Raw genomic sequence first — 25,621 nt, 5'->3', positions numbered from 1 at the left:
ATGGTGGAACGGGTCACAACATAAGCACCCGGTCAGAGCTTGTCAACCCGCAGCGGGGATGAATGCAAAAAAGCCCCCGGAAGACTCCGGGGGCTTTTTTGCTGGTCGGCGGTGCTGATCAGCAATCGTAGTAGAGGGCGAACTCCGTCGGGGTCGGGCGCATGCGGTTCGGGTTGACCTCCGCTTCCATCTTGTACTCGATCCACTTCTCGATGACGTCCTCGGTAAAGACATCTCCCTTGAGCAGCCACGCATGGTCCTCCCGCAGGTGATTGAGGGCGTCCTCGAGGCTGCGGGCAACGTTCGGCACATCCTTGAGCTCCTCCGGGGAGAGGCCGTAGATATCCTTGTCGAGGGGCTGACCCGGATCGATCTTGTTCTCGATGCCGTCAAGGCCGGCCATCAGCTGGGCGGCGAAGGCGAGGTAGCCGTTGCAGCTCGGATCGGGGGTGCGATATTCGACCCGTTTCGATTTCGGGTTGCTGGTGACCGGAATCCGCAGCGAGGCGGAGCGGTTGCGGTTGGAGTAGGCGAGGTTGACCGGGGCTTCGAAGCCGGGGACCAGGCGCTTGTAGGAGTTGACGCTCGGATTGGTAAAGGCGCAGAGGGCCTTGGCGTGCTTCATGATGCCGCCGATGTAGTACATGGCCATCTTCGACAGGCCGCCGTAGCCGTCCCCGGCGAAGAGGTTGGTGCCATCCTTCCAGAGAGACTGGTGGCAGTGCATCCCCGAGCCGTTGTCGCCATAGAGAGGCTTGGGCATGAAGGTGACGGTCTTGCCGTTACGGACCGCGACGTTCTTGACGATGTACTTGAACCACTGCAGGGTATCGCCCATCTTCAGCAGCGAGTCGAAGCGCATGTCGATTTCGTTCTGACCGCCGGTGGCGACTTCGTGGTGGGCAGCTTCGATCCGCATGCCGACGCTCTGCAGCACCTGGACCATCTCATTGCGCAGGTCGACGTGGGAGTCGGTCGGGGCGCAGGGGAAATAACCTTCCTTGTGGCGCGGCTTGTAACCGAGGTTGGGATACTCCTCGCGGCCGGTGTTCCAGGCCCCCTCGACCGAATCGATGCTGTAGAAGGACTCGTTGGCGCTGGACCCGTAGCGGATGTCGTCAAAGATGAAGAATTCCGGCTCCGGCCCGAAATAGGCGGTATCGGCAATGCCGGACGATTTCAGATAGGCTTCGGCCTTCTTGGCGATGAAGCGGGGGTCGCGGGTGTAACCTTCGCGGGTGATCGGGTCGATGACGTCGCAGATCAGGCTGAGGGTGGTCACTTCGATAAAGGGGTCGATCTTGGCGGTCATCGGATCGGGCATCAGCAGCATGTCGCTGTTGTGGATCGGCTGCCAGCCGCGGATCGAGGAACCGTCAAAGCCGATCCCTTCTTCAAAGGTATCTTCGCTGAATTCAGTCACCGGAACCGAAAAATGCTGCCAGATCCCGACGAAATCGAGGAATTTGTAGTCGATCATCTGGGCATTGTTTTCTTTTGCAAAAGCAACAACATCCTTGGGGGTCATGGTTCCTTCTCCTTTGGCTGGGTAAGAGTAAAATCCTGGCCGTCCCGCCCCGGGGGCGCCCAGGCAGTAACAGTCTGCCCCCCTGAAAACTAGAGGGCGTCGTCGCCGCGTTCACCGGTACGGATGCGCAGAATCTCGTCGACCGGGGTAACGAAAATCTTGCCGTCCCCGATCCGTCCGGTTTTGGCCGCTTCCGCGATGGTATCGACCACCTTGCTGACCATGTCGTCGCGAACGATGATCTCCATCTTGATCTTGGGGATGAAATCAACGACGTATTCGGCACCACGGTAAAGCTCCGTGTGCCCTTTCTGCCGTCCGAACCCCTTGACCTCGCTGACGGTAATCCCCTGGATACCGATCTCGTTCAACGCTTCCTTGACCTCGTCGAGTTTGAAAGGCTTGATGATCGCCTCAACTTTTCTCATCGCAGCTACCTCCCCGGTATGGATTATAGGACGCCTGATACAGTTGCAGAATGCTCAGTATAGCCACCCATCAGGTGTTGGACAACTATCAATTTTTCACAACGGAACTGCATAAGAGCAAATAGCTTGCCAAAACGGCGATTACCGCAAGCCATGGGCAACCACATGGATTTGTTCACGTTCCGGCAAATCGTCGTCCCAGTTTCCGCCACCGGGCAGGCCTGATGCCCATAATTTGAGCAGGGCGGAAAGAGCCTGACCAAAAAGCGGGCACGCCTACTGCCTGCGCACGGTCATTGCCAAATTATTATCCGCGCCCGCCAGGCCGCCGAGTTGCTTGACTAATCGCTATTGAAGTCTTTACAATGACTTGCTTTTTTGGTTGGTTTTCGCCCGCGTCCACTTTTTCGGGTGAACCGGGTCTGCAATGACAATGGAGGATCCATTGAATAGATTCGCGCCAATCCTGGTTGTCGACGACAGCGAAACGCAACTTGCAATCCTCCGGGACGCGCTTCAGAATCGCGGGTTCCAGGTCGAGACGGCCAGCAACGGCATCGAGGCGATGACCCGGGTCTACCACTCTCCCCCCGGGCTGATCCTTTCCGATGTCCTGATGCCGGAGCTGAATGGATACCATCTCTGCCGGCTGTTGAAGAACGACCCCCTGACGGCGGCGATCCCGATCATTCTTTTGACCAACCTGCGCGAACGCCACGACCGTTTCTGGGGGGAAAAGGCCGGCGCCGACCGTTACCTCGAAAAAACCACCGACCTCGATCCGATCCTCGACACCGTTACCGAGTTGGCCCTGCACCGGGCGCCGCAGGGGCTGCGCCGGCTGCCGAGCAAATCCCGGGATCTGAGCAGTGAAGATATCCAGTCCCGGGTAACGACAATCCTCGACCGCCTCCTCTACGAGTCGACCATTTCCAACGAGATCCTCAAGCTGACGGGTCTCGCCCACGACGGCGACCAACTGGTCAGTGAGGTGTTGCGCTTCCTCTCGGTGATCTGCCGCCACAGTGCCGCAAGTCTGCTTTTCGCCGACGGTGACGACAAATATTTACTCGCCATCCACTCGGTTGCCCCACTCGGCGAGGCAGCGCTGGCCGCCATCCGCGAACAGACCTGGGCCGCCTCGGAACGGAAGGAAGCTTCCGCCCAGGTGCGGGAAATCCTGGTACCGCCGGACGATCCGGAAACTTCACCCCTTGGGGACGGGCTGCAATTGCTCCACACCCTGCCGATCAGCGACCAGGGGACCCGGCTCGCCCTGTTTCATGACGGCGCCGTCAAGCTTACCGATGGCAGCCGCCATTCCCTGACCATAGTCGCCGACCGTCTCCAGATCGTCATCGGCTACCTGCGCAAGACCCGCGAGATCGAACAGGTCAAGGCCGATTTCGTCTCCATGCTGGTCCATGACCTGCGGGCTCCCCTGACCAGCATTCGCGGCTTCACCAATATCCTTGCCGAGGGGATATACGGCGACATCAATACCGAGCAGAAAAACGCACTCGGCAATGTCGAAAGCGGTTGTGACCGGCTGCTTGCCCTGATCGAGGACATCCTCGACCTCTCCAAACTCGAAGCGGGAAAGCTCAAACTGCACTCTTCGCCCCTGCAGCTGATGCCACTGCTGGAAAAAACTCTCGCCGACCTCAGTCCACTCTTCGCGGAAAAGTCGATCCAGGTCGAACTCGAGATTCCCGAAGAGCTCCCCTACCTCCTCGCCGATGGCAAACAGCTGGTCCGGGTTTTTGCCAACCTGCTCAGCAATGCAGCCAAGTTCACCCCCGCCGATGGCCGCGTCGTTGTCTCCACCAGCCTGCCGGGCGGCGCGGAGAGTGATTTGCTCCAGGTCAGCGTGACCGATACCGGCGAAGGGATCCCGGTCGAATTGCAGAAACTGCTGTTCGGCAAATTCCAGCAGTTGCCAAGCCGGGGCCCGTTTCGCAAGGGGACCGGTCTGGGGCTGGCGATCTGCCAGGAAATCATCCACCTCCACGGCGGTCGGATCTGGGTCGAATCTCCGCTCGGCCCGGCAGGTGGGAGCCGGTTCGTGTTCACCCTCCCCCTGCTCGACTGATCCGTCAGCGTTCTCCTTCGCTCTCGATCACCTCGCGCAGCAGTTCAGCGAAGTCCGCGCCGCCGGTGATGCCGGTTGGCGTTCTCCCCAGCCGCCGTCGGTACCAGTCCAGAAACAGCCGCCACTCCATTTCGAAGTTGGGGGTGAAAAGGCCGCTGCCGAGCGCCGCATCGATTTCCGCTCCCCGCCAGAACCGTACCTCCTCGATCTCCTCCGCTGCAAACCGGATCGCGCCCGCATGGAGAGCGAGGTAGGTGGCGACATTCTCCGACTCGATCTCGTTCCGGATGCGTGACCTGTAGAGGAAAGTCAGGGGGAGATCGCGGAGGCCAAGTTCCTCGCGCATTTCCCGGACCGCCGCGGCCAGGTAGTCCTCCCCCGGGTCAAGATGCCCCCCGACGCTGGTGTCCCACTTCCCGGGCTGGATATCCTTGTGCCGTGACCTTTTCTGCAGCAGCAGCTCTCCTCCCGGGCGGAATACCAGCACATGGGCGACCCGATGCACCAGCGCCGGGTTGCCGTGGCACGCGGAGCGCGGGGCGATACCGATGACCCGGTCCTGCTCATCGACGATTTCGAACATTTCCGTTTTTGGATGCGACATGAAACGATTTTCCCTGGGGGGGAAGCGCTTGTCAAAGGTGGGCGGCAAAGGGGATGCCGGGGGTGAGGTCCCGCAGCAGCCGGGCCAGTAACTCTTCCAGGAACGGGACCGAACCGGCGAGGGGATGCTGGTCGGGAAGGAGATGGAATTCGGCGCCGTGGCGCTCGGCAAAGCGCCAGGCATGGGCCGGCGGGACGAGGTCATCGTCCCGGCCATGCACCACCACTGTATGCCCGGCGCAGGGCAAGGGATCCTGGTTGCGGTAGCCGGGGAGATAAAAGGCCGGGGCGAGCAGCAGCAACCCGGCGGGACGCAGGCGCGCCGAGGCACAGGTCGCGACGTAGCCTCCCATGCTCGAACCAATCAGGACCAGGGTGCCGGGGTCTGCCGGCAGGGCGTCGAGAAACCGTTCGATCCGTTCTTCCGCGTCCCGGGTGCCGCTCAGGTCGGGGCTGAGAAAGCGCCAGCCGAGACGCCGGGCCACGGCCGCCAGGGCGAGGCTCTTGGTCCCCCAGGGGCCGCTTTCCTTACCGTGGGCGAAGACAACGAGGCTCACGCTCCCTCCACAGGTGCCGGCGAATAGATCTGGCGCAGGGCGGCAGAATCGACGGCATCGTGCTGCTCCGCCTGGAAATTGGCTCGGGCGTAGTCCCGGTAGGCCTCACTGCGGACAAAAAGGTCGAAGAGTTGCGGGTCGAGGTGGCCTTCGGCGCACATCCGCGCCATGATCGTCAACGCCTGCGAGAGGGTATTGGCTTTGCGGTAGGTGCGGTCGCTGGCGGTCAGGGCCTCGAATACGTCGGCAATCGCCAGGATTCGTGTCTGCAGCGGGAGCTGCCCGGCGGGAATCCCCTGCGGGTAGCCCTTGCCATCCATCCGCTCATGGTGGCCGGCTGCGATCAGCGGCACATTCTGCAGATGTTCCGGGAAGGGGAGCGCTTCCAGCATGCGGTAGGTGACATTGACATGGTTGTTGATGATCTGTCGCTCCTCGTCGGTCAGGGTCCCCCGTGGCACCGCCAGGTTGCGGATTTCGTCCTCATTGAGAAGCGGGGCGGCGGCGCTGGCATCATGATTCGGCAGGGTGATCCGGCCGAGTTCGGCAAGGTAATGCCGGTCACTCTCCGAGAGAAACTCGCCGCCGGTATTGCAGCGATGCAGGAAGCTGCGGATCGCGTCAATCTGCTCCAGCGGCAGGGGTGAAGCGGAAGGAGTCTGGTGCGCCGCCTCTCCCTTGCTGAGCCGTGCGACTTCAGCCTCCAGCCGGAGGATTTCGAGGCGGGCATCGACGAGGTGAATGCGGTCGAAAATGGTTTCGAGCTTGGTACTTTTATCGACCACCCGCTCCGGCGTCGTCATTTTGCCGCAATCGTGCAACCAAGAAGCAATCTCGAGTTCATCGAGCTGCTTCTGGTCGAAACGAACCGGGCCGAAAATGGGGCCGGTATCGGCGTTGACCGCCCGCGCCAGCGCCATGGTAATGGCAGGCACCCGCCGACAATGGTTGCCGGTGTGGTGCGACTTGTCGTCGATGGCATTGGCGATGAGCTGGGTCAGGGAGCGGAGCAGATTCTCCAGGCCATCGATCAGCTGGCGCCGGTTGAGCGCTACCGCCGCCTGGGAGGCGAGAGCCGCGGCCAGCCCCTGGTCTGCATCATTGAAAATGGTGGTAGCGCCGTTTTCCGGGTCCTGGGCATTGATCAGCTGGAGAACGCCGATAATCCGGTTCTCGTGATCTTTCATCGGCACCGCCAGCAACGACCGCGAGTGATAGCCGGTCCGGGCGTCGAAGGCCCGGGTCCCGGAGAAGTCGAACTCCTGGTCGGCGTAGGCGTCGGGGATATTGATGATGCGGTCTTCGAGAACCGAGCGGGTGACGACCATGCGCAGATTGGGACTGCCATCGGCGAGTTCCAGCGGCACCGGCGGAAAGTTGACCGGCACGCCACTGCTTCCGCCCATGTGAAGCCGGAGCGAGGTGGTGTGAACCAGCTGGAAAACCAGGTTCCGCCCTTCCAGAATATAAAGGCTGCCACCGTCGGCGTGGGTCAACTCCTTGGCGCCAAGCAGAATCGTCTCCAGCAGCAGGTTGGTATCCTGCTCGGCGGACAGAGCGGTACTGATCCGGGTTAACAGTTCAATACGCTTGAGGAGCTGGTCGCTGGTTGTCATCCGTCTTCCTCCAGAAGCGGGCTGCAAACTCAGATTCTCAGCTCTTTATAGCAGAGGCCAGCCCGGACCGGAACCCTATTTCCAGCCCCGAACCGGCGCCACCAGATAAAAACAGAGGGCTAGCCGGTCGGCTAGCCCTCTGTTTTTATCTGGTGGGCGCAGTAGGGATTGAACCTACGACCCCTGCCGTGTGAAGGCAGTGCTCTCCCGCTGAGCTATGCGCCCGTATTCATTTGGGGGTGTGGATTTATAGCAATTGGCGTACCGGCTGTCAACGGGAAATTCGCCAGCAGGATCGGCCTCAGGCGGTTTCAACGACCTCAGCAGGAACGCCGATCGCTTCGAGCAGGGAGTCCGGAAGCGGGGTCGGCCGCCGGTCGGGACCGAGCACTACGTGACGAGTGCGCCCCTCGGCAAGCAGGGTCCCGGCCTCGTTGCTGGCCCGGTAGGAAAATTCAATCACCTTGCCGCGCATGCGCACCAGAGTCGTCTCGACTGTCACCACATCTTCGTAGAGAGCCGGCGCCCGGTACTTGACCTCGGCCTCGGCGACGACGATGAAGTAACCGGCCTTTTCAAAGTCCCGGTAGTGCAGTCCCTGCTGACGCAGAAAATCGGATCGCCCCTCCTCGAACCAGATCAGGTAACGGGAGTGGTGCACGATCCCCTGGGCATCGGTTTCGGCGTAGCGGACAGTGAGCGACATGGAACGGGTCATCGGTGGCCCTCGACGAATTGGAAGCGCGGTGACAGAAGGTCGTCACCTTAGCAACCGCAGCGGTGTGGTGTCAAGCGCGGGGAATCCCGGTCGAATCCGGCATCAGGCGAGCTCGCCGCCGATCGTCACCTTGACCGTGTGCAGCGGCGTGCTGCTGCCGCTCGCTTCCAGCGCCCGCCGGGCCAGGGCGATCAGGCCGGAACAACAGGGGACCTCCATATGAACAACGGTCAGGGAGCGCACCTGGTTCTGGCGCAGAATGGCGGTCAGTTTGTCGAGGTAGGCCTGGCCGTCGTCGAGCTTGGGGCAGCCGATCAGGAGCGCCTTCCCCTGCAGCAGGTCGCGGTGGAAGTCGGCATAGGCGAAGGGAGCGCAGTCGGCAGCGAGGACCAGCTCTGCATCCTGAAGAAAAGGGGCAGTCGGCGGTACCAGGTGCATCTGCACCGGCCACTGACGCAGCTCCGAACTCCGCGCGGGGGCCGTGGTCGCGCCGCCTCCCGTGGCAGGGGCAAGCTGCCGGACCTGGGCCGAGGGACAACCGCCGGCAGCCGGCATCACCCGAACCTGGGCCGAAGGACAACCTCCGGTTGCGGGAGCCGGGTGGCTGGTCGGAGGATGGCTGCTGGCTGCCAGGTGCTTTTCCACCGCGCCTTCGTCGAAAGCCTCGGCCTGCCGTTTTTCGACAATGATCGCATCCTGCGGACAATGCCCGAGACAGGCGCCGAGACCGTCGCAGAGGTTGTCGGCGATCAGCTTTGCCTTGCCGTCGATAATCCGGATCGCACCTTCGGCACAGGCCGGCACACAAAGGCCACAACCGTTGCATTTTTCTTCGTCGATTCTCACGATGTCACGCTGCATCTCTATCACCTCATGGCTCTTGGATGGTTTAGGATTCATGGTACTGGGATGATTATGCCTGACTGCGGTCCTGCCCGCATTGACACAGGTCAAGGGAAGCGCGCGCCCGCCAGCCTTCCCCCTTCTGGTGATTAGAACAGGTAGTGCCAAAGCAGGTCAAGCCGTCCCCTGAGCAGCAGGTGACGCCCGGAAAAGCGCATGATGGCGCGAACCTGCTCACGATGGCCACTGCGATAGCAGTGAACCGGGCACTCCTTGCAGGCGGGTTTCGGGTCGAGGGGGCAACAGCGACGGCGGGCAAAGGCGTAGGCAAGGAATTCCCGGCACTCGGAGCAGAGGGGGAATCGCTCCAGGCGCAGGGGGGCGTAGCCAGGCTCCGCCAGATCAAGGGGAGCACGCTCATCGGAATGATGGTTCCGACAATAGACCGCGGTGAAGTGCGCGAGAATCCTGAGATCCTTGCGCTCGCGACGGGTCAGGGGAGATAACGCTGGAGCATTAGCAGACATGGTGGGAATAGTAACAGCGAGCCGGGAGAGCGGCCTTGACCAGGGTCAAATTGAAACGTGCCTCAGCGGCTCCTGAGCATTTGCTCGATTTCGGCAGCACTCCGGGCCGGCGCAAACCAGAAGCCCTGCCCTTCCTCGCACCCCTGGGCGCGCAAAAAGTCGAGCTGTTCCCGGCTCTCGATCCCTTCGCCGATCACCTTCAAACCGAGGCTGTGGCTCATGGCGATGATCGCCCGGATCAGGGCATCATCCTCGGCGCTGCGACCGATCTGGCTGGTGAAACTCTGGTCAATCTTGACCTTGTTGACGGGAAGATGCTTAAGGCAGCTCAAAGAAGAATCCTCGGTACCGAAATCGTCCATCACCAGCTGCACCCCCTGGTCGGTAAGACGCCGCAGAACCTCGACGTTGAGCTGCAGCTGCTGCATGACGTGCCCTTCGGTCAGTTCGATATCGAGTTGGGCAGGATCAACCCCGGTCTCCCGTAAAATCCCCATGAACAATTCGACCAGGCCGGGGACCCGCAACTGGCGACCAGAGAGGTTAACGGCGAGGCGACCCGGTCGCAGGCCAGCCTCCTGCCAGCGCCGCAGTTGCCGGCAGGCGCTGCGCAGCACCCACTCGCCGACACTGCAGATCAGGCCATTCTCCTCAAGCAGGGGGATAAACCGGCGCGGCATCACCAGGCCATGGTCCGGCGACTGCCAGCGCAGCAGTGCCTCGAAACCGATCAGTTCACCACTGGCGAGGTCAAACTGGGGCAGGTAATGGAGCAGGAATTCATCCCGCTCCAGCGCCCGATGCAGGCCGGTTTCGAGTTCGAGCCGTTCCCGGGCGGCGGCGTTCATCTCCGGAGCGAAGAATTGATAGCAGTTGCCACCATTGCTCCGGGCCATCGAGAGGGCGGTCTCCGCGCAGCCCATCAGGAGCTCCCCTTCATTGCCGTCAAAGGGGTAAATGGCGATGCCGATGCTCGGCGAGAGGTAGATTTCCCGCTCTCCAATCTGGGAGGGGCGGGCAAATGTGACCAGAATCCGCGCGGCCATGGCCGCTGCCTGGCGATGGTTCCGCAGTCCGGAAAAGAGGAGGACGAACTCGTCCCCGTCGAGACGCGCCACCGTGTCGCATTCGCGGATCGAATCGCTGAGCCGCCGTGCCACCGCCTGCAGCACCAAGTCCCCGACCCGGTGGCCGAGCGACTCGGTCACCCCCTTGAAACGGTCAATCCCGAGGAGCATGACCCCGACCTGGGTGGCATCGCGGCAGGCGCGGGCGAGAAGCTGGGCGAGCCGGTCGTGGAAGAGGAAGCGGTTGGGGAGGCCGGTCAGCGAATCGAATTGCCCGAGGCGGGCGATCTGGTCTTCGAGCTGCCGGCGTTGAAGCTGATAACGAAGGACCCGGCCGATGAGCGCCGGTGTCAGTTCGTCCAGGGTGATTAAGTCAGCGGCACCGACTTCGTTCGCAGTTGCGGGATCGAAACCACCAACCAGCAGGACCGGGCGAGAAGGAGGCAGCTGCGCCTGGCGCAGGAGTTCGAGCGCCGCTTGGCTATCGGGCTTGCCGGCGACCAGGGCCAGAGCGCAATCGGCGCTGGCAAGCGTCACTGCCCCCTGCTCCCAGGCGATCTCGTGAATCGTCCAGGCGGCTGGCTCCGGCATCCCTGCCAGGGCCTGACGCACCCGGGACCCGACAGCGGCATCCTCGGCGATCAGCAGAAGGGACGGCTTTCTACCAGCCACGCTGTCCCGCAATTTATTCGGCAAGGATACCTCCTGCTTGGAGTACGGGGCCGGTGACATCGACCGGAAACCGTGCAAGGGAAGATTCAGCGCGATCCGGGAAGAGCATGGCAGGCTCCTGCGCCGCCGGCGGGTCCCCGGCGCGCCAAAGAGGATCAGCGTTCGCGAAAACTATCGGCCAGATCGGCGAGACGTTCGGCATCGAGAATACGGATCGTCCGCCCTTCGACGGCAATCAGGTCGTCGTCGGAGAGCTTGCGCAGGGTTCGCGACAGGGTTTCACTGACAGTGCCGAGGTTGGAGGCGAGCTGGGACTTGGAGATCGGCAGAAAGGCGGTCTCCCTGGCCCCGGCGAGATCGAGGATATAGCGGGAGAGCCGGGCGGGGACATCCTTGAAGGTCAGCTCCTCCACCTGGGTGGCGAACTGCCGCAAAAAGCGGGAGAGGCCACCGATCATATTGATCGCAATGCGCCCCTGGCGTTGCAACAGGTCGAGGAATTCCTGCTTCGGGAAGAAGATCAGCAACGATTTTTCGAGGGGCTCGGCGTAGGCCGGGTAGCGGCCATCACCGAAGATCGCCGCCTCGGCAAAGGTTGCCACCGGGTGGACGATGTGCAGGATGCGCTCCTTGCCATCGGGGGAGAGCTTGTAAATTTTGACCTTGCCGGCAGCCAGGACATAGAAACCGGCGGCCGTGTCACCGCTGGAGAAAAGGAGTTCCCCCTTTTCGCAGTCACGGGATCTTGCCACCTGCAACAGCTCGTCAAGGTCGTCGCTGGTGACACCGGCAAACATCGGACATTGTTTGAGAACCAGGCGGATATCCATGGCGCTGATGGTAGCAAAAGGGTAACCACCAGGCAAGGAAATTGGCGGCTGGCCACACCCTTAACGGGCCGGGAGCCGTTGGGCCGCGAGGAGTTCTGGCCAGGGGTTGATCGGCGTCATCCGTCCCCGGTCCCAGGCGACCACCATGAAGTGCAGGTGGGTGGGGCTACGCCGGGCCTGGGCGTTGATTCCGGTTCGTCCCATGATGCCGAGGGGCGTTCCGGCGCTGACGACATCGCCGGGCATGACATCGACCCGTTCGAGGTGGGCGTAGTAACAGAAACGGTCGCTGGCGGGATCGTAAACCCAGATGCAGTTGCCGCCATAGGTGGGTGTCCCCGGTTGCCAGCCACTGTTGGTGGCGGCCACGACCCCGGAACTGAAGGCAAGGATCGTCACCGGGGCGCCGGAGGCGTCGTCGCGACTGTCCTGGTCCTGGTCGGTGATAAAGAGATCGTGGGCGGGGTGAAGTCCCTTGCGGCTGCGGTTGTTATAGAAATCGAACCGGCCAAGATGATAGTTGCGCCCCCCCTCGCCACACTCGGGACCATAACCGGCGACGGGGAAGACATGTGGTGTCGGCGCGATTTCCCGGCTGGCGGCACGCAATTGCGGCAGCAATTTTTTGGCCTGGGCCCGGGCCTGGGCGGGGGTGATCGTCTCGCTGCGAATCGCCGCGCAGAGCGCGTTCCAACCCTGCCAGGGGTTCGCGGCCGAGGCGGGCCAAGGGAGGAGCAGAAGGGCCAGGATCAGCAGGAAGCGACGCACCCCGATCATAAACGCACCGGTTACCAGCGCTTGGTGACTTCCATCAGGTGGAAACCGAACTGGGTCTGGACCGGTCCGAGGAGCTGCCCGACCGGACCGGAAAAGACCGCGGCGTCGAATTCCTGGACCATGTCGCCAGCACGAAACGCACCCAGGTCGCCGCCGCGCATCCGCGACGGGCAGGAGGAATTCTGCAGGGCGACCTCGGCAAAATCGGCGCCGGCCTCGATTTCAGCCTTGAGTTTCAGGCAGTCAGCTTCACTGGCGACCAGGATATGGCGGGCGGTAGCAGTCGGCATGGTTCACTCCCTTGGGGTGGGTAATCAGCAGTCAGGATAATGGTGTCAACCGGGACGCCGCGAGCGGGGCAGCCCCGCTACGACCAGACGATACGACTCGTCGATCATCCCCTCCAGGTCCGCATCCGGCAGGGTGCCGTCGAGGACCACGGTGTTCCAATGGCGCTTGTTCATATGGTAGCCCGGCAAAACTGCGGGATAAAGCTCGCGCAGAATTTCGGCGTGCTCCGGCAGGCACTTGAGGTTGAGCCAGGCCGGACCGTCGCCAGGCATCAACAAGGCAAAGATCCTGCCGCCGACCTTGACAGCCAGGGTCTCCGCGTCGAAGGGATAGGTCTCTTCGGCGCCGGGTCTGGCAAGAAGATAACTCCGCAAGGTCTCAATATCCATCTTTGCAGCCTTCGCTTCGGTGCCAAGATCAGCAGGAATAGCTCTTTTCTTATACAGCGCCCGCTGCCGGCTCGGCAAGACATGATTTCCGCTGCCGGCATCGGGTAGGAGGCGGGGTCGCCCCCGCCGTCCTCCCACACCACCGTGCGTACGGTTCCGTACACGGCGGTTCACAAGGCGCTCTGAAAGCGGCGGTGCTGATCGGTCAAGCGGATCAGCCCCAAGTAGCGAAAGAAGGATGTCGGATACGCTTCATTCATGTGCGAGGCCCCTGAGTTCCACCAGGGGCCTCGCCCGTTCGTGGCCGATTTCCACGCCCGGGCTTCCGGCAATCCCCGCTGCATCAACCTCTTGGCCCGGGTATAGGGGCGCTTCCACTGTCGCCATAGAATGCAGCGCAGCTTCCGCCGCAGCCATTTGTCCAGTTCTTCGAAGATGCCTTTGACCTCCGCCAGGCGGAAGTAAGAGGCCCACCCCCGTAGCTTCGGGGTGATTTCTTTGATGACCTGAGCGAGACTGCGTCCCCTGCCCCGTCGGCAGACCTTCCTGAGTCCGGCCTTGAACCGCTTCACTCTCGACTCCGCCACTTTGAGGCGGGGTTTCTTGTGAAAGGTCATGCTGTAACCCAGAAAGACCCTTTTCCAAGGACGGTCGACGGCGCTTTTGGCGACGTTGACCTTGAGTGCCAGCCGCTCCTCCAGGAACCGGGTGAGACTGGCCATGACCCTTTGGCCGCTGCGCCTGGTCTGCACGTAAATGTTGCAGTCGTCGGCGTAGCGGCAGAAGGCGTGACCGCGCCTCTCCAGTTCCTTGTCGAACGCGTCGAGCAGGATGTTCGACAGAAGAGGTGAGAGGGGACCACCCTGCGGCGTCCCTTCCACCCTCTGCGACACAAGCCCGCCTTCGAGCACTCCGGCTTGCAGGTACCGCCGGATGAGCAGCAATACCCGCTTGTCTTCGACCTTACGGGCGACCCGCGACATGAGGATGTCGTGGTTCACCCGGTCGAAGAACTTCTCCAGGTCGATATCGACCACCCAGCGCTTGCCGTCGGCCACATGCCGACGGGCGGCTCTAACCGCCTGCCAGGCACTCCGTCCGGGACGATACCCGTAGGAGCTCTCGGAGAAGTCCGGATCGAATAGCGGCGTCAGCACCTGATGCAGCGCCTGCTGAATGAGCCGATCGCACACCGTGGGGATTCCCAGGGTGCGCACTCCCCCGTCGGGCTTCTCGATTTCCACCTTCCGCACCGGCTGGGGGCGATACGTCCCATTCAGCAACTCTTCCCTGATGGTCGGCCACTTCTCCTTGAGAAAACCGCGAAGCTCGCCCGTCGTCATCTCGTCGATGCCGGGGGCGCCCTTGTTGGCTTCCACCCGCTCTAAGGCCGCCATCATGTTCGGGCGGCTGACGACGTCTTCCATCAGCCCCCTTTCCGCTTTCGTCCAGGAAGGGTCTCTCGTTGCCGTGACGTTTGACGCACCGCTCCCATGCTCTGGCGGCTTCCGGCCGCTGCCCTCCGGGACGGCTCCCGGTATCTCGACCGGGACTTCTGCTGCTCTTGTCGTCATCGAAACGCGAGTCTCCTGAAACGACGCCTCGTGTTCGGCCCTTTGCCGGGTGGTTACTCCGGCTACTACGGCCTCTGCTGACTTCTGCCGGCCCGTCCCGACACCTTACGGTGACGGTAGCACGAGGCAGACCGACAGATCTCCCAGGGTAATGCGCGTGACCTTCCTCCCATCTACCCGCCGCATCTACAGCCCCACCCTCCCGGATGGCTATCGGGCTTTGAAGATATTGGCCTTCTCGCCCGGATGAGACTGCCTCATGCGGTTTCTGTTCGTCGGACCGGGATTTTGCCTGCGGCTTCCTTCAGATTCCACCTCGCGATGGACACCCTTGCCGTCCGGCTAGCGGTTCCCGCCATCAGGGTCCGCAGGGGACTTGCACCCCCAAGTCACTGATTCACCACCACAGTGAATCAGACAGCGCCAGTCAAGGCGCTACGCGCCATGCCTGGCGCACCAAAGAAAAAGGGCCAGCCGTCAATCGGCTGGCCCGTCATCTTAGTTGTGGTGCCCAAGGGGAGACTCGAACTCCCACGACCCTACGGTCACTAGACCCTGAACCTAGCGTGTCTACCAATTCCACCACTTGGGCGTGAAGCGAAGGTGTTTATAACAAAAGGCCTCATCCTTTGCAACCAAAAAAAGTGGCCCTGCGTCAATTCTCACCGGGATCGCCGGCCGGAGGGAGGCGCCGCGGGATAACCCGCACGGTACGGAAATGGCCAACGCTGACCAGTCCCGGTCGCACCCCTTTCGGCTTGCGCACCTCGCGACCGGCGGCGACGATCACATCGACCCGCGCCGCGTCCCTCCCCCGCGAATAGCCGGCGGCCAGGGCCGCGGCAAATTCGATATCTTCCTCGGGAACCTCGACACCCTTCGAATCGCGCTTCAGAACCAGGTGGCAACCGGGAATGTTATGGGCATGAAACCAGAGGTCGTCGCCAGCGGTAAGCTCCCTGCTGACCCGATCGTTGCTGCGATTGTTGCGCCCCCAGTAGAGGAGAAACCCGCCGGGCGTCCGGGTGCTGCGCAACAGAGTGCCGGGAGTAGCCTGGCGCGCACGCCCCGGTTCGGGGCGCAGTTTGAGCAATCCGGCCGCGGCGAGTTCCGCCCGCAGAGCACCCAGTTCCTCAGGCGACTCAAGCTCATCAAGGGCGAGGGCGACGCCGCCGAGCCATTCGAGTTCGGCGCGGGTTTCGGCGCGGCGGCGCTCGATGTGCTTCAGCGCCCGCTTTCCCTTGCGATGACGGCGGAAACAGGCCGCCGCGTTCTCCTGCGGAGAGAGGGCCGGATCGAGGGGGATGCATACCGGTTGCGGCGGGTCGGTGTACCAGTCGGTAAGAACGATCTCAGTCAGCCCGCGGCGCAACAGGTGCAGATTGGCGAGCAACAGGTCGCCGAACTCGCGCTGCCGCTTGGCGCCGGCCGCCCTCTCCTCTTCGGCGGCGATATGGGCAAGGCGCTTTTCGAGGCGGGCGACGGCCTTTGCTACCAGCGATTCGAGTTCCCTGCGCCCGCCACCGAAAAGATCACCCCCCGCCCGGGAAGCGTAGAAGGCCTCGGCCGCCGCCGATGATGAATCAAAAAGCTGGGGCCCGTCCATTTCCAGGTAATCGGGCGGAAACGCAAACAGGACCGGGCGGTCATTGATGACCGCGATGCCCGGCGCAAAGTCTGCGGCCACCCAACGTTGGCGGAAGTGCTCCAGGGCCACGACCGGGTCGACCCCGGTAGCTGTCGCCGCGGCGAGGTCGCTGGCGACCAGGGGGCTCATCGGCGTGACCTGGTGAAGAAGCCAGGAACGAAGGTCTACTCCAGGGGGGATGGCGGGGAGTCCCGTGGCCAGGAGAAAACGTGCCCGAGGTGGCGGCAAGGGATAAACCTGGCCGGGAATGCAGGGACGCTCGCCCCCGGTGATGCGCTGCAACGCATCAACAATGCGGCCGTCACCATCGATCAGGATCAGGTTGGGCCGATTGCCGAAAAACTCGGCGACTACCTCCCATTGCTCACCCCCCGCCCCGGCGAAGCGGAGAAGAACGATGCGCTCGCCGGGCACTCGCTCGATCGTCAGCAGGCGCCGTAACCGGGACCGCAGCAACTGGCAGAAGCGGGGGGGCGCTGCCGGATTGGGGAGCGCGGTTGTGGTCAGGTAGAGCCGTGGTGCGCCCGGGTCGGCGGAGAGCAGCAGCCGCAGATTGTCGCGGCCGGTCCAGACTCGGAAGACCAGGTCATTCGACCCACACTGGAAGATTTTGTTGACCGCGGCACCGCACAACCGGCTCCGCAACTCAACAACCAGGGCTTCGAGAAAAACCTCGTCCATTGCCGCCATGCCTGAGGGGGCTTATTCCTGCTGCGCCAAACCTAACCCGGAAGTCGCGGTTCAGCTTAGTGAATAACCGGCCTTGCCGCAACCCCGCAGATTCTTTTCTGTGCCAGGGCAAACCGGAACTGTTATAATTCCGCACAGAAAAGAGCCACCGGCCCTGCCGTGAAGATTCTCGCCGATCAACCGTTAAATCTCCGAGAATATTCTTGACAGACAAACTTCATTCTGCTAGCCATTAACCACACAGTTTCTTGACCTGCCAGCTTGGGTAACCAACCGTTAAGGAGAACGCCATGAGCAACCCGTCGCCAGGTATCGGCACCAAAGCCCTTCACGCCGGTCAGGTCCCCGACCCGACCACCAACGCCCGCGCGGTTCCTATTTACCAGACCAGCTCCTACACCTTCAACTCCTCGGAACATGCCGCGAATCTTTTTGGCCTCAAGGAGATGGGGAATATCTATACCCGGCTGATGAACCCGACCAGCGATGTTCTCGAAAAGCGCCTGGCCGACCTCGATGGCGGCGTCGGCGCACTGGCGCTCTCCTCCGGCTCGGCGGCGGTGACCCTGGCCATTCTCAATCTTGCCCAGGCCGGCGACAACATCGTCGCGAGCAGCTACCTTTACGGCGGCACCTACAATTTGTTCAGCCACACCTTCCGGCGCATGGGGATTACCGTCAAGTTTGTCAACTCCGGCGACCCGGCCGCCGTGAAGGCCGCCATTGACGACAACACCAAAGCCGTCTATACGGAGACGATTGGCAATCCGAAAAACAACGTCGACGATTTCGAAACCCTGGCGAAGCTTGCCCACGATCACGGCCTCCCTTTTATCGTTGACAACACGGTGGCCACCCCTGCCCTGTTCCGGCCAATCGAACATGGCGCCGACATCGTTGTTTATTCCCTGACCAAATTCATTGGCGGACACGGCACCAGTATCGGCGGCGCCGTGGTCGATAGCGGCAACTTCGACTGGTCGAGCGGCCGTTTTCCCGAATACACCACCCCTGACCCCAGCTATCACGGCCTGGTCTACCACGAGGCCCTCGGCAACCTCGCCTACATCCTCAAGATGCGCCTGACCCTGCTGCGGGATTTGGGCCCCTGCATTTCCCCCTTCAACAGTTTCCTGATTCTGCAGGGACTGGAGACCCTCCATGTGCGGATGCCACGTCATTGCGAGAATGCCCTGGCCGTCGCCCGCTTCCTGGAGCTTCACCCCCTGGTTTCCTGGGTCAATTACCCCGGTCTGGAAAACCACCCCGATCATACCCGCGCCCGCCGCTACCTGCCGGCCGGCCAGGGTGCCATTCTCGGTTTTGGCATCAAGGGGGGGATGACCGCCGGCGCCAGGTTCATCGACGGCGTCAAGCTGGCAAGTCATTTGGCCAATATCGGCGACGCCAAGACGCTGGTTATTCACCCGGCCAGCACCACCCACCAGCAACTCTCCGCCGAGGCCCAGCTTGCTGCCGGCGTCACTCCCGATTTCATCCGCGTTTCTGTCGGCATTGAAGATATCAAGGATATAATCGCCGACCTGGATCAAGCGCTCGCCGCGAGCCAGGGTTAACGGTTGATCGCCGGCCGGTCCCCGGGATACCCGGGTTCCGGCCGGCGCCCATCTCATAACTGTGCATCTGCGCAATTGCCGTTACGTTCATTTCCGAATTTCCTGCGTAGTCCCCCCTCCCCCCCCTCCTCCAGATCAGGTATAACTCCTCACCAGCTACCATGCTGTTGCGAAGCCGGCACACTGCCGTTTCTTCCTTTTACTTTATTTTCATACATTTAAGGCCTGTGTTGGCAATTCAAATTTTTTTAATGTGCCATTTTTGGCCCACGTTTTGCTAAGCTAAACCCTGACGACTCCAAACTTCAGTAAGCATCATTGCTCCTATTCTTCCCGCCCTGACCCGTCGGGACCTTTCAGTGACGATCCCCCCAGGAGGGTGACAAGCGCGCTCAGCCCTTGCACCCGGTTTCCAATCTTCCAACCAGGCTGCCGCGCTCCCCGAATTGGTCAACAACCGCCGGATTCAGGACATTCTGTCCCTGCTTACAGGATCCGGCTTTGCCAAAGGAGCTTACCCTTGAAACTTCAAAAACTTCTTTCCCTCGGACTGATCCTGTGGGCCGCCGCCATGCTGCTGGCCGGCTGCGGCTCAAGCACCAATTCTGCCAGCGACGGCACCAATGTGAGCGGCCCCGCCGCCCAGGGGGTACTGGTCGATCCCTACATCGTCGGCGCGGTCCTGCAGGAAATCGGCGCGGACGGCGGCGTTTTGCAACGCCAGTCCACACCGACCCAGGCGGACGGCAGCTTCACCTTCCCGGGACCGCTGACCCCCGGATCGACCATTACCATCAAACCGTCACCGGTTCCCAAGCATAACGGCGTCGACTACCACGGTATTCTCAAGCGCAAGGTCGGCACCAATGCCAGCGGCACCGTGGTCGTCTCCCCACTGACGACCCTGCTTGCCGGGGGAGCCAGCGAACAGCAGGTCCTCGACCGTTTTGCCGCCTCCGGCCTCACCGGCCTGTCGTCGGCCGATCTCTATGCCGACCCGATGGCCGCCTTCAACCAGACCGGAGGAGTCACCGCGGGTAGCCGCCTGGCCCCGTTGCAGGCCGCCATGGCTGCTAACGCCTTCATGGAACTGACCGGCAACTACAGCCCTGACGCCGCCAGTCTCAGCGACTCCAACTTCCAGGATGCGGTCACCATCGTCACCGAGATTCTCAATTCGGCCAATTTCAGCGCCCTTGCCAATGACCCGGCCGTTGTCGATGCCGGTACTGCGCTCACAGCTGCCGATTTCGTCGCCACGGCGACCAGCCTTTGCCAGAGCGCCCAGGCTGCGGTACGCCTCGGTAACCCGGTCCTGAACGCTATCGACACCGTACTGATTACCGCTCCTGCCGTCGCCCGCCAGCATTACGTCGCCAACCACGGCACCACTGGCGGTGGCAACGGCGGCAATGGCGGCGGTGGCGACGCTGTTGCCGGCAAGGTCGTCTACGACAACAGTTGCAGCTCCTGTCACAAATTCGGCAGCGCCGATACCAGCGGCTTCGCGCCGGACCTGGCCAACAAGGGATCGCTGGTGGCGACCAAGATCGGCGCCGGCCACAACGGCGTCAGCCTTTCGGCGACCCAGGTGAGCGACCTCGCCGCCTATCTCGACGGCGCCACCACTCCGACCCCGCCGCCGACCCCGACCCCGGACGGCGGCGCCCTCTACGACGGAAACTGCGCCGGCTGTCACAAGTTCGACACCTTCGATAATGCGGGTTTCGCCCCCGACCTCAACAACAAGTCGACCCTGATCAGTGCCAAACTTGCCACCGGCCACAACGGTGTCGCGCTGGCCGCCAACGAAGTGACGGCCCTGGTCGACTGGATCGCTGCCAACAGCACCGTCGTCACCCCGCCGCCGCCCGGCCCGACTCCGGTTCCTCTCGATGGTGCCGCGCTCTACGATGGCAACTGTGCCGGCTGTCACAAATTCGATACCTACGATACCGTGGGTTTCGCCCCTGATCTCAACAACAAGTCGACCCTGATCAGCGCTAAGCTCGCCGCCGGTCACAACGGCGTCGCCCTGGCTGCCAACGAAGTGACGGCCCTGGTCGACTGGATCGCCGTCAACAGCGTCGTCGTCACCCCGCCGCCGCCCGACCCGACTCCGGTTCCGGTCGACGGTTCCGCAATCTACGACGGTAACTGTGCCGGCTGTCACAAATTCGGCAGCATCGACACCGCCGGGTTTGCTCCCGACCTCAACAACAAATCGAACCTGATTGCGGCCAAGCTTGCCGCCGGTCACAACAGCATCGTCCTGGCCGCCAACGAGATTGCGGCCCTGGTCGACTGGATTGCGACCAACAGCGTCGTCGTCACTCCGCCGCCGCCCGACCCGACTCCGGCCCCTCTCGACGGTGCCGTGCTCTACGATGGCAACTGTGCCGGCTGTCACAAGCTAGGGACCTACGATTCCGTGGGTTTCGCTCCTGACCTCAACAACAAATCGGCGCTGATCGCCGCCAAGCTCGCCGCCGGCCACAACGGCGTCGCGCTGGCCGCCAATGAGGTCGCCGCTCTGGTCGACTGGGTTGCGACCAACAGCGTCGTCGTCACCCCGCCACCGCCCCCGACGCCTGGTCCCCTGGACGGCGCCGCCCTTTATGCCGCAGAGTGCGCCGGTTGTCACCTTGACCTAGCGAGCACCACCAAGCCCGGCCGTAGCGCCGCCGCTATCAGCGCCGCCATTGCCGGCAATGTCGGCAACATGGGCTACATCGTCCTGACTGCAGAGCAGGTGCAGGCGATTGCCGATGCATTGCCGCCGGCCGACCCGACCACGCCCCCGGGTCCCGACTACAGCAATTGCACCGCCTGCCACGGCCAGCCGCCCAATGGCAGTGCCTACCCGAACGGCGCCGGCGCTCATGCCGTGCACAAGGCCCTCGCCAACGTCGGAACCGTCTGCAATACCTGTCACACCGGTGCCGCCCACAACGGCTGGATCGATCTCGGCTTCCTCTCGGCCTACAATGCCAAGAGCGGCAGCGCCGCCGAGAACCCCAACGGCACCGCGACCTGCGTCAACGTCAGCTGCCACGGCGGCAAGACGACCCCGGACTGGTCGACCGGCAGCATCAATGTCAACAGCGACTGCACCGCCTGCCATACCATTGGCACCGGTCAATACAACAGCTACAATTCCGGTCAGCACAGCCGAAGCAACCATGCGCGCCAGGCCTGCACCGTCTGTCACAACACCACCACCCTGGCGACCAACCACTTCACCCGCCTTGACACGGCGGCCATGGAGGGACCGGCTGCGGCTACCATCGGTGGCGGCTCCACCCGGGTGAACAGCTACAACGCTTCGACCCGAACCTGTACCACCAGCTGCCACGGCAGCGAACGCTGGTAACAGCAGCAACACGCCAGACCAAAAGGGCGGGCCATCGGGCCCGCCCTTTTTCTTCATTTCATCGCGTTCATTTTGCTTGGTTCCCGTTCCCGGCACATGGTAGTATCGCCCACTTCGGCGGCACGCATAAATTGACCTGCCCTCCTATTGCCAAAGCCCACCGAGACGGAACCATGGCCGATCGCAGGCTGAAAAACTACATAGAAAACATCCTTTTTCAGGCGGCAGCCGCTCTGCTAAGGGCCCTTCCCCGGCGCCTCGCTCTCGCCATCGGCGCCGGACTCGGGCGGCTCAGTTGCCATCTTCTCGGCAAACGCCGTCGCACCGCCCGCGCCAATCTGCAGCAGGCGTTTCCGGCGATGAGCCCGGCTGAGCTCGACCGGACACTCGTCAGTCATTTTCGCCACCTCGGTCTCAGCGGCGTCGAAATGCTCCTCCTCGATCGCCTCAATGACCCCGCCCAATTCAACCGATACGTCACGGTGAAGGGCCAGGAGCATCTGGACAAGGCGGCCGCCCATGGCAAGGGGGTCATCCTCCTCTCCGGCCACGTCGGTTTTTGGGAGATCGGCGCCATCGTCATGCCGGCCCTCGGCTTTCCCACCGACTTCGTCGCCAAGCGCATGAAAAATCCCTCCATCAACGACTATTTCCAGCGCATTCGTGAACAGGGGGGGTGCCGTTTTCTCGACGCCAAGCGGGGCGCCCGGCGGATTATCAAGTCCCTGGCTGAAAAACGCTGCGTCGGCATCCTCATCGACCAGCACATGACCCCCAAGCATGCGGTTCAGGTCCCCTTCTTCGGTCGCCCCGCCTGGACCACGCCGATCATCACCCAGATCGCCATGAAGCAGCAGGTACCGATCGTCCCGATCTTCTGCTGGCGGACCCCCGACAATCGCTACGAGATCGAGTTCCAGAAACCGATCCTGCTGGCCGACGATCCGGCGCCGGAAGCGGTCACCGCCAACACGGCGCTGCTCACCGCCTGCATCGAAACCGCAGTGCGCCGCGACATCAGCCAGTGGTTCTGGGTCCACCGCCGCTGGCGCCCCTGAGATGACCGTGCTCCCCTTCCATATCGTCCTGGTCGAACCGGAAATCCCGCCCAACACCGGGAATATTGCCCGTCTCTGCGGCGCCACCGGCAGCGTCCTTCACCTGGTCGGTCAACTCGGCTTCTCCCTCGACGACCGCTACCTGAAACGGGCCGGGCTCGACTACTGGCCGGTGATCGACGTCCGCACCTGGCCGTCACTGGAGGCGCTGTTCGCCGCCTACCCCGCCGCCCGCTTCTGGTTGACCTCGAAAAACGCGGATCGGTCCTATACCGCCGCGACCTTCCGCCCGGGCGACCTGCTGATATTCGGCCGCGAAACCAGCGGCCTGCCGGCGGAACTGCTGGCGACTCACCCCGAGCGCTCGATCCGCATCCCGATCTTCGTCCCCGAAGTGCGCAGCCTCAACCTTTCCACCGCCGCCGGCATCGTGCTTTACGAGGCGTTGCGCCAGGCCGGCCGCCTCGGTTGAAGGTTTCTTCCTTCTCCTCTGTAACCGCCCCCTGACAATTTTTATGGAACTTGGCAAGGGTCAGGTCCGCTGCCGTTCAAAGGCGAGCAACCATTCCTTGGTGGCAACTCCAGAACCCCCGGAATAGCCGGTAAGATCGCCGCTGGCACCGACCACGCGATGGCAGGGGATAACAAGTGGCAGGGGGTTCCCGGCCATCACCCGCCCGACCGCCCGGGCCGCCCCGGGGTGGCCGGCGCGACGGGCGAGTTCACCATAGCTGACGGTGCCGCCGACGGGCACCTGCAGCAGGGCGGTCAGCACGGCACGGGCAAAGGGGCTTTGATCTCCAAGATCGAGGGGGAGGTTGAAGTGCAGTCGCGCCCCGGAGAGGAAGGCTTCCAACTGATTAAGCGCCTCCCCGCAAAGTCCGTCCCGCCCTTCCTGCAACGGCGGAACATAGCGGGCGAGCCGCGCACGGACATCCTCTTCTGACGGCGCCAGCAGGATTTCCAGCAGGCCGTCCGGCCCGGCCACGACACCCAGCCATCCCGCAGGACTGATCCCGATCGCGCAGCATCTCGCCGCGTTGGCAGCCTTACGCCTCATCCTCGCCTCCTCGCTATCTTCTCCCTGCAGAATACCATGACCCGGTCGACTTCCGGAACCCGGCAGAGGAGGCAACCCCCGCCGTAGACCAGCCCCCCGACGCCGATCGCCAGGGCGAGAACGGCCCCCTTGACCAGGCGCTCACCCGGGGCGGCCCAATCGCCAAGCCCGAGGAGCAGATAGACGACCGCAGCCATCAGCAGCAGCGGCGGCAGGCTGCGCAGCAGCGAAGATCCCACCTCCCTCAGTCCCAGGTGTCCGATCCTGCGCCGCAATACCCAGACCAGGACCACGGCGTTGAAGGCCGCCGCGAGGGTCAGCGCCAGCGCCAGGCCGGTATGCTGCATGGGGCCCATCAGGGCCAGGCCGAGGCCGGCATTGACCAGCAGAGTCCAGAGGGAGACGAGGACCGGTGTGCGGGTATCCTGCATGGCGTAGAAGGTCGGCACCACCACCCGGCTGATGCCGACGAAGATCAGGCCGGGAGCATAGGCCGAAAGAGCCAGGGCCGTCTGCTGGACATCATGGAAGGTGAAGGCACCACCCATGAAAAAGAGGCTGAAGATCGGTACCGAGCAGAGCAGGAGCCCGAGGGCGGCGGGCAGGATGATGAGGTTGAGCAGGATCAGGGCAAAGCGCAACGAATCCTTGAGGCCGTCGCGATCCCCCAGCGCCGCCTGCCGGCTCATGGCCGGCAATACCGCCTGGGCGAGGGAGACGATGAATATCCCCTGGGGGAATTCGAAGAGCCGCTGGCCGTAGTAGAGATAGGAGACGCTCCCCTCGGGGAGAAACGAGGCGAGCAGCCGCGTGACGATGACATTGATCTGGTAAATGGCGACGCCGAGCAGCCCGGGAAGCATCAGGCGCGCCACCCTTTGTACGGCCGGATGCCGGAAATGGAAATCAGGGCGCAGCGACAGGCCATAGCGCCGTAACAGGGGGAATTGCAGCAGCAGTTGCAGGAGCCCGCCGACCAGAACGCCAATCGCCAGCGCCATGACCGGTACCTCGAACAGTGGTGCGAGCAGGACCGCCGCGCCGATCATGGCGAGGTTGAGGAGGAGGGGCGAGAGGGCGGGGAGAAAGTAATGGCCGAAGACATTGGCCACGCCGGTCAGCAGGGCGAGGAGACTGGCGAAGAAGATATAAGGGAACATCACCCGGTTGAGCGTGTCGGTCAGGGCGAGTTTCCCCTCCACCGCGCCGAATCCATAGCCGATCATCCGGACCACCAGGGGGGAGCAGAGGATCCCCGCCATCACCACCACTACCATCACCAGGGTCAGGAGAGTGGCGCAGATGGCGGCCACCCGCCGCGCCTCGGCCTCACCCTGCCTGTGATAGACATCGGAGAAGGTCGGCACAAAGGCGGCGGTCAGGGAACCCTCGGCGAAAAACCGGCGCAGCAGATTGGGAATAGTGAAAGCCATGAAGAAGGCGTCGGTGCCGAAACCGGCGCCAAAGAGCGCGGCCACGACGATGTCCCGAACCAGACCGGCGATACGGCTTAGCCCGGTCGCCAGCCCCATGATTCCGGTTGCCCTGGTAATCTGCCCCTTCTCCGACATTTTGTCCCTGCCTGCCTCCGGAACCCTGCCAAGGGCCCGAAGTCAAAGGATTATTTTTATTTAATTCGCACTCGACAAGAGTTAACTAGCTGACACCTAATGACTTATTCAACTTGATTGGAATTTTTTTAA

Annotated in this window: 22 protein-coding genes and 2 tRNA genes; 5 read left to right on the top strand and 19 right to left on the bottom strand. The window is 62.7% G+C overall.

The genetic code is table 11. The features are described 5' to 3' along the window. Positions 1–118 precede the first annotated feature (118 nt). Together glnA and ACYQ8E_RS02695 are read right to left on the bottom strand one after the other, a co-directional pair. On the bottom strand, positions 119–1,528 hold the full coding sequence (gene glnA, locus ACYQ8E_RS02700; protein ID WP_066726767.1) for a type I glutamate--ammonia ligase: 1,410 nt from the start codon (positions 1,526–1,528) through the stop codon (positions 119–121). An 89-nt stretch (positions 1,529–1,617) separates the two neighbouring features. Beyond that, positions 1,618–1,956, bottom strand: a complete 339-nt coding sequence (locus ACYQ8E_RS02695; RefSeq protein ID WP_066726765.1) for a P-II family nitrogen regulator — start codon at positions 1,954–1,956, stop codon at positions 1,618–1,620. A 445-nt stretch (positions 1,957–2,401) separates the two neighbouring features. Between ACYQ8E_RS02695 and ACYQ8E_RS02690 the strand changes: the two genes are divergently transcribed. After that, the gene (locus ACYQ8E_RS02690) at positions 2,402–4,048 is read left to right on the top strand and encodes a hybrid sensor histidine kinase/response regulator (protein ID WP_066726762.1); all 1,647 of its coding nucleotides are present in this window, start codon (positions 2,402–2,404) and stop codon (positions 4,046–4,048) included. Between the two features lie 4 nt (positions 4,049–4,052). On the opposite strand, the gene ACYQ8E_RS02685 is transcribed toward ACYQ8E_RS02690, so the two are convergent. The 15 genes from ACYQ8E_RS02685 to ACYQ8E_RS02615 all read right to left on the bottom strand — a co-directional run bounded on the left by ACYQ8E_RS02685 (position 4,053) and on the right by ACYQ8E_RS02615 (position 16,850). Beyond that, entirely contained in the window at positions 4,053–4,652 is a 600-nt protein-coding gene (locus tag ACYQ8E_RS02685; RefSeq protein ID WP_082820251.1) for an NUDIX hydrolase, read from the bottom strand. A 31-nt stretch (positions 4,653–4,683) separates the two neighbouring features. After that, entirely contained in the window at positions 4,684–5,208 is a 525-nt protein-coding gene (locus ACYQ8E_RS02680) for an alpha/beta hydrolase (protein WP_066726760.1), read from the bottom strand. Further along, complete coding sequence (locus tag ACYQ8E_RS02675; protein WP_066726757.1) at positions 5,205–6,824, bottom strand: HD domain-containing phosphohydrolase; 1,620 nt, start codon at positions 6,822–6,824, stop codon at positions 5,205–5,207. Before ACYQ8E_RS02675 ends, ACYQ8E_RS02680 begins: the two co-directional genes overlap by 4 nt. Positions 6,825–6,974: 150 nt before the next feature. Beyond that, positions 6,975–7,049, bottom strand: a tRNA-Val gene (locus ACYQ8E_RS02670). A gap of 76 nt (positions 7,050–7,125) precedes the next feature. Further along, complete coding sequence (locus ACYQ8E_RS02665) at positions 7,126–7,542, bottom strand: acyl-CoA thioesterase (RefSeq protein ID WP_066726754.1); 417 nt, start codon at positions 7,540–7,542, stop codon at positions 7,126–7,128. 102 nt (positions 7,543–7,644) lie between these two features. Then, positions 7,645–8,403 carry an ATP-binding protein gene (locus ACYQ8E_RS02660; RefSeq protein WP_066726752.1) on the bottom strand — a complete coding sequence of 253 codons (759 nt, stop codon included), beginning with the start codon at positions 8,401–8,403 and terminating at the stop codon, positions 7,645–7,647. Positions 8,404–8,534: 131 nt separating this feature from the next. Then, on the bottom strand, positions 8,535–8,912 hold the full coding sequence (locus ACYQ8E_RS02655) for a nitrous oxide-stimulated promoter family protein (protein WP_082820250.1): 378 nt from the start codon (positions 8,910–8,912) through the stop codon (positions 8,535–8,537). Between the two features lie 62 nt (positions 8,913–8,974). After that, the gene (locus ACYQ8E_RS02650; protein WP_197463759.1) at positions 8,975–10,675 is read right to left on the bottom strand and encodes a putative bifunctional diguanylate cyclase/phosphodiesterase; all 1,701 of its coding nucleotides are present in this window, start codon (positions 10,673–10,675) and stop codon (positions 8,975–8,977) included. A 131-nt stretch (positions 10,676–10,806) separates the two neighbouring features. Next, positions 10,807–11,481 (bottom strand): Crp/Fnr family transcriptional regulator, encoded by a 675-nt coding sequence (locus ACYQ8E_RS02645; RefSeq protein WP_082820248.1) that lies wholly within the window; start codon positions 11,479–11,481, stop codon positions 10,807–10,809. Positions 11,482–11,541: 60 nt separating this feature from the next. Further along, on the bottom strand, positions 11,542–12,258 hold the full coding sequence (locus tag ACYQ8E_RS02640) for a M23 family metallopeptidase (RefSeq protein WP_066726745.1): 717 nt from the start codon (positions 12,256–12,258) through the stop codon (positions 11,542–11,544). A gap of 11 nt (positions 12,259–12,269) precedes the next feature. Further along, on the bottom strand, positions 12,270–12,548 hold the full coding sequence (locus ACYQ8E_RS02635) for a peptidylprolyl isomerase (RefSeq protein WP_066726738.1): 279 nt from the start codon (positions 12,546–12,548) through the stop codon (positions 12,270–12,272). 45 nt (positions 12,549–12,593) lie between these two features. Continuing rightward, entirely contained in the window at positions 12,594–12,938 is a 345-nt protein-coding gene (locus ACYQ8E_RS02630; protein WP_066726736.1) for an MmcQ/YjbR family DNA-binding protein, read from the bottom strand. A gap of 170 nt (positions 12,939–13,108) precedes the next feature. Beyond that, positions 13,109–14,512, bottom strand: coding sequence for a group II intron reverse transcriptase/maturase (gene ltrA / locus ACYQ8E_RS02625; RefSeq protein WP_066724184.1), 1,404 nt, complete (start codon positions 14,510–14,512; stop codon positions 13,109–13,111). 505 nt (positions 14,513–15,017) lie between these two features. Next, positions 15,018–15,104 (bottom strand) — tRNA-Leu (locus ACYQ8E_RS02620). A gap of 63 nt (positions 15,105–15,167) precedes the next feature. Continuing rightward, positions 15,168–16,850 carry an Rqc2 family fibronectin-binding protein gene (locus ACYQ8E_RS02615; RefSeq protein WP_082820247.1) on the bottom strand — a complete coding sequence of 561 codons (1,683 nt, stop codon included), beginning with the start codon at positions 16,848–16,850 and terminating at the stop codon, positions 15,168–15,170. 290 nt (positions 16,851–17,140) lie between these two features. Between ACYQ8E_RS02615 and ACYQ8E_RS02610 the strand changes: the two genes are divergently transcribed. The 4 genes from ACYQ8E_RS02610 (at position 17,141) to ACYQ8E_RS02595 (ending at position 23,330) form a co-directional block, all read left to right on the top strand. Further along, positions 17,141–18,427, top strand: a complete 1,287-nt coding sequence (locus ACYQ8E_RS02610; protein WP_066726733.1) for an O-acetylhomoserine aminocarboxypropyltransferase/cysteine synthase family protein — start codon at positions 17,141–17,143, stop codon at positions 18,425–18,427. Between the two features lie 520 nt (positions 18,428–18,947). Then, positions 18,948–21,800: a cytochrome c family protein gene (locus tag ACYQ8E_RS02605; protein ID WP_066726732.1), complete on the top strand. Its 2,853-nt coding sequence runs from the start codon at positions 18,948–18,950 to the stop codon at positions 21,798–21,800. A gap of 173 nt (positions 21,801–21,973) precedes the next feature. Continuing rightward, a complete protein-coding gene (locus ACYQ8E_RS02600) occupies positions 21,974–22,858 on the top strand; it encodes a lysophospholipid acyltransferase family protein (protein WP_066726731.1) in 885 nt (294 codons plus the stop codon). Between the two features lies 1 nt (position 22,859). After that, positions 22,860–23,330, top strand: coding sequence for a tRNA (cytidine(34)-2'-O)-methyltransferase (locus ACYQ8E_RS02595; RefSeq protein ID WP_066726729.1), 471 nt, complete (start codon positions 22,860–22,862; stop codon positions 23,328–23,330). 60 nt (positions 23,331–23,390) lie between these two features. On the opposite strand, the gene ACYQ8E_RS02590 is transcribed toward ACYQ8E_RS02595, so the two are convergent. Beyond that, positions 23,391–23,918, bottom strand: a complete 528-nt coding sequence (locus ACYQ8E_RS02590) for a methylated-DNA--[protein]-cysteine S-methyltransferase (protein WP_066726726.1) — start codon at positions 23,916–23,918, stop codon at positions 23,391–23,393. After that, positions 23,915–25,489 (bottom strand): murein biosynthesis integral membrane protein MurJ, encoded by a 1,575-nt coding sequence (gene murJ / locus ACYQ8E_RS02585; protein WP_459860033.1) that lies wholly within the window; start codon positions 25,487–25,489, stop codon positions 23,915–23,917. Before murJ ends, ACYQ8E_RS02590 begins: the two co-directional genes overlap by 4 nt. Positions 25,490–25,621: the final 132 nt, after the last annotated feature.

Source organism: Desulfuromonas carbonis (assembly GCF_054658035.1).
This window is presented reverse-complemented; position numbering and strand designations above follow the sequence as displayed.

Bases quoted from the DNA above. Each gene is read 5' to 3' on its own strand.
- ACYQ8E_RS02590 (WP_066726726.1), bottom strand. From the start codon at position 23,918: ATGAGGCGTAAGGCTGCCAACGCGGCGAGATGCTGCGCGATCGGGATC.
- ACYQ8E_RS02595 (WP_066726729.1), top strand. From the start codon at position 22,860: ATGACCGTGCTCCCCTTCCATATCGTCCTGGTCGAACCGGAAATCCCG.
- ACYQ8E_RS02655 (WP_082820250.1), bottom strand. From the start codon at position 8,912: ATGTCTGCTAATGCTCCAGCGTTATCTCCCCTGACCCGTCGCGAGCGC.
- murJ (WP_459860033.1), bottom strand. From the start codon at position 25,489: ATGTCGGAGAAGGGGCAGATTACCAGGGCAACCGGAATCATGGGGCTG.
- ACYQ8E_RS02630 (WP_066726736.1), bottom strand. From the start codon at position 12,938: ATGGATATTGAGACCTTGCGGAGTTATCTTCTTGCCAGACCCGGCGCC.
- ACYQ8E_RS02635 (WP_066726738.1), bottom strand. From the start codon at position 12,548: ATGCCGACTGCTACCGCCCGCCATATCCTGGTCGCCAGTGAAGCTGAC.
- ACYQ8E_RS02685 (WP_082820251.1), bottom strand. From the start codon at position 4,652: ATGTCGCATCCAAAAACGGAAATGTTCGAAATCGTCGATGAGCAGGAC.
- ACYQ8E_RS02615 (WP_082820247.1), bottom strand. From the start codon at position 16,850: ATGGCGGCAATGGACGAGGTTTTTCTCGAAGCCCTGGTTGTTGAGTTG.
- ACYQ8E_RS02665 (WP_066726754.1), bottom strand. From the start codon at position 7,542: ATGACCCGTTCCATGTCGCTCACTGTCCGCTACGCCGAAACCGATGCC.
- glnA (WP_066726767.1), bottom strand. From the start codon at position 1,528: ATGACCCCCAAGGATGTTGTTGCTTTTGCAAAAGAAAACAATGCCCAG.
- ACYQ8E_RS02645 (WP_082820248.1), bottom strand. From the start codon at position 11,481: ATGGATATCCGCCTGGTTCTCAAACAATGTCCGATGTTTGCCGGTGTC.
- ACYQ8E_RS02610 (WP_066726733.1), top strand. From the start codon at position 17,141: ATGAGCAACCCGTCGCCAGGTATCGGCACCAAAGCCCTTCACGCCGGT.
- ACYQ8E_RS02640 (WP_066726745.1), bottom strand. From the start codon at position 12,258: ATGATCGGGGTGCGTCGCTTCCTGCTGATCCTGGCCCTTCTGCTCCTC.
- ACYQ8E_RS02675 (WP_066726757.1), bottom strand. From the start codon at position 6,824: ATGACAACCAGCGACCAGCTCCTCAAGCGTATTGAACTGTTAACCCGG.
- ACYQ8E_RS02660 (WP_066726752.1), bottom strand. From the start codon at position 8,403: ATGCAGCGTGACATCGTGAGAATCGACGAAGAAAAATGCAACGGTTGT.
- ACYQ8E_RS02695 (WP_066726765.1), bottom strand. From the start codon at position 1,956: ATGAGAAAAGTTGAGGCGATCATCAAGCCTTTCAAACTCGACGAGGTC.
- ACYQ8E_RS02600 (WP_066726731.1), top strand. From the start codon at position 21,974: ATGGCCGATCGCAGGCTGAAAAACTACATAGAAAACATCCTTTTTCAG.
- ltrA (WP_066724184.1), bottom strand. From the start codon at position 14,512: ATGACGACAAGAGCAGCAGAAGTCCCGGTCGAGATACCGGGAGCCGTC.